Source organism: Kitasatospora sp. NPDC091257, assembly GCF_044757675.1.
Lineage (GTDB): Bacteria > Actinomycetota > Actinomycetes > Streptomycetales > Streptomycetaceae > Kitasatospora > Kitasatospora lactacystinica.
Map to the genome: position 1 here is coordinate 1 of NZ_JBIVVI010001304.1, position 2,398 is coordinate 2,398.

Here is a 2,398-nt window from a genome sequence, read left to right on the forward strand (position 1 = left end):
GGGTGGGTCGGCAGGTGGGGCCGGTGGCGCCCGGGCTGCGGCCGAGCGGCGGGGGCGGGGCGTCCCCCGGAATGGGCGGGCACGACATGGGCGGGATGCGGTGAGCGCCGTCGCCGAGCCCGTGGTCGCCACCGATCTGGCGGTCGGCGGGATGACCTGCGCCGCCTGCGTGGGCCGGGTGGAGAAGCGGCTGGCCCGGATCGACGGGGTGACGGCCGGGGTGAACCTGGCGACCGGGCGGGCCCGGGTGCTGCACCCGGCCGGGATCCCGGTCGCGGAGCTGGTGGCGGCGGTCGAACGGGCGGGCTACACCGCCGAGCCGCTGCCCGCGGGGGCTCCGGTCGGGATGGCGGCCGAGGAGCCGGACGAGCGGTGGCGGCTGCTGGTCACCGCCCTGCTGGCCGTCCCGGTGCTGGTGCTGTCGATGGTGCCGTCGGCGCAGTTCACCGCCTGGCAGTGGGTCTGCTTCGCGCTCGCCGTCCCGGTGGTGACCTGGGGGTCGGCCGGTTTCCACCGCCGGGCCCTGCGGGGCCTGCGGCACGCGGCGGCGACCATGGACACCCTGGTCAGCCTGGGTGTGGTGGCCTCCTTCGGCTGGTCGGCGTACGCGCTGTTCCTCGGCGGGGCCGGCGATCCGGACATGCGGATGCCGTTCTCGCTGACCGCCGACGGCGGCGGCACCGCGCACGTGTACCTGGAGGCGGCGGTCGGCGTACCGCTGTTCGTGCTGGCCGGGCGACTGCTGGAGGGCCGGGTGCGCCGGCGCAGCGGGTCCGCGCTGCGGGCGCTGGCCGAGCTGGGCGCCAAGCAGGTGTGCCTGCGCGGGGCGGACGGCGAGGAGCGCCTGGTGCCGATCGAACTGCTGCTGCCCGGGCAGGAGTTCGTGGTGCGGCCGGGCGAGCGGGTGGCCACCGACGGGGTGGTGGTCGAAGGGGGTTCGGCGCTCGACCTGAGCCTGCTGACCGGGGAGAGCGTGCCGGTCGAGGTCGGCCCGGGCGCCGTGGTGGCGGGTGCGACGGTCAACGTGGGCGGCGCCCTGGTGGTCAGGGCCACGGCCGTCGGCGCGGACACCCAACTGGCCCGGATCACCGCGCTGGTGGCGCAGGCCCAGGCCGGCAAGGCACGGGCGCAGCGGCTGGCGGACGCGGTGGCCGGGGTGTTCGTGCCCTGCGTGCTGGCGATCGCGGCGAGCGTGCTGGGCTTCTGGCTGGGCGCGGGCGCGGCCCCGCAGGCGGCGGTGACGGCGGCGGTCGCGGTGCTGGTGGTGGCCTGCCCGTGCGCGCTCGGACTGGCCACGCCGACGGCGCTGCTGGCGGCGACCGGGCGGGGCGCGGAACTGGGCGTGCTGGTGCGCGGCCCGGAGGTGCTGGAGAGCCTGCGCCGGGTGGACACGGTGGTGATGGACAAGACCGGGACACTGACCACCGGACGGATGGAGCTGGCGGCCGTCACCACCGCCGACGGCCTCGCGCAGGACGAGGCCCTGCGGTTGGCCGGCGCGGTCGAGCACCGCTCCGAGCACCCGATCGGCCGGGCCGTCGCGGCGGCGGCCCGGGAGCGCTGCGGACCGCCGCCGGCCGTGGACGGCTTCGCGGCCACCACCGGGCTCGGGGTGTCCGGGACGGTCGAGGGCCGGGCCGTGCGGGTGGTGCGGCCGGACGACACCGTCCTGCCGCCGGCCCTGGCCGAGGCGGCCGCACAGGCCGCGGAGGAGGGCCGTACGGCCGTCGCGGTCGAGCTGGACGGGCGGCCGGCGGCCGTCCTGGTGGTCGGCGACACCCTGCGATCGGGCAGCTGGCGGGCGCTCCACCGGCTGCGCGGGCTGGGCCTGGAGACCGTCCTGCTGACCGGGGACGGCCCGGGCGCCGCGCGGGCGGTGGCGGCCGAGCTGGGCATCGAGCGGGTGCACGCCTCGGCCTCCCCCGAGCGCAAGGCCGAGGTGGTGGCCGAACTGCGCGCCGCCGGACGGACGGTGGCGGTGGTCGGCGACGGTGTCAACGACGCGGTGGCCCTGGCCTCGGCGGACCTCGGGGTGGCGCTGGCCTCCGGCAGTGACGCCGCGATCGGCGCGGCCGGGCTGACCCTGGTGCGCGGCGACATCGAGGCGGTGGTGGACGCCGTACGGCTGGCGCGGCAGACCCTGGCGACCATCCGGGCCAACCTGCTCTGGGCCTTCGGCTACAACCTGGTGCTGATCCCGCTGGCGGCGGTCGGGTTGCTCAACCCGATGCTGGCGGCGGTCGCGATGTCGCTCAGCTCGCTGCTCGTGGTGGGCAACAGCCTGCGGCTGCGCACCTGGGAGCCGGGGCGGGGACAGCGCCGGGGAGGACGGCGGTGAGGGGCGTGAAGGACAGGAAGGGCGTGAGGGGCGTGACGGGTGTGAAGCGTGCGAAGGGAG

The 2,398-nt window shown here is 77.6% G+C and carries 1 protein-coding gene; it reads left to right on the top strand.

Going from position 1 to position 2,398, the window contains the following annotated elements; all coding sequences use genetic code 11:
• Positions 1-100 precede the first annotated feature (100 nt).
• On the top strand, positions 101-2,338 hold the full coding sequence (locus ACIQOV_RS37610; protein WP_401055276.1) for a heavy metal translocating P-type ATPase: 2,238 nt from the start codon (positions 101-103) through the stop codon (positions 2,336-2,338).
• The last annotated feature ends 60 nt before the right edge of the window (positions 2,339-2,398 follow it).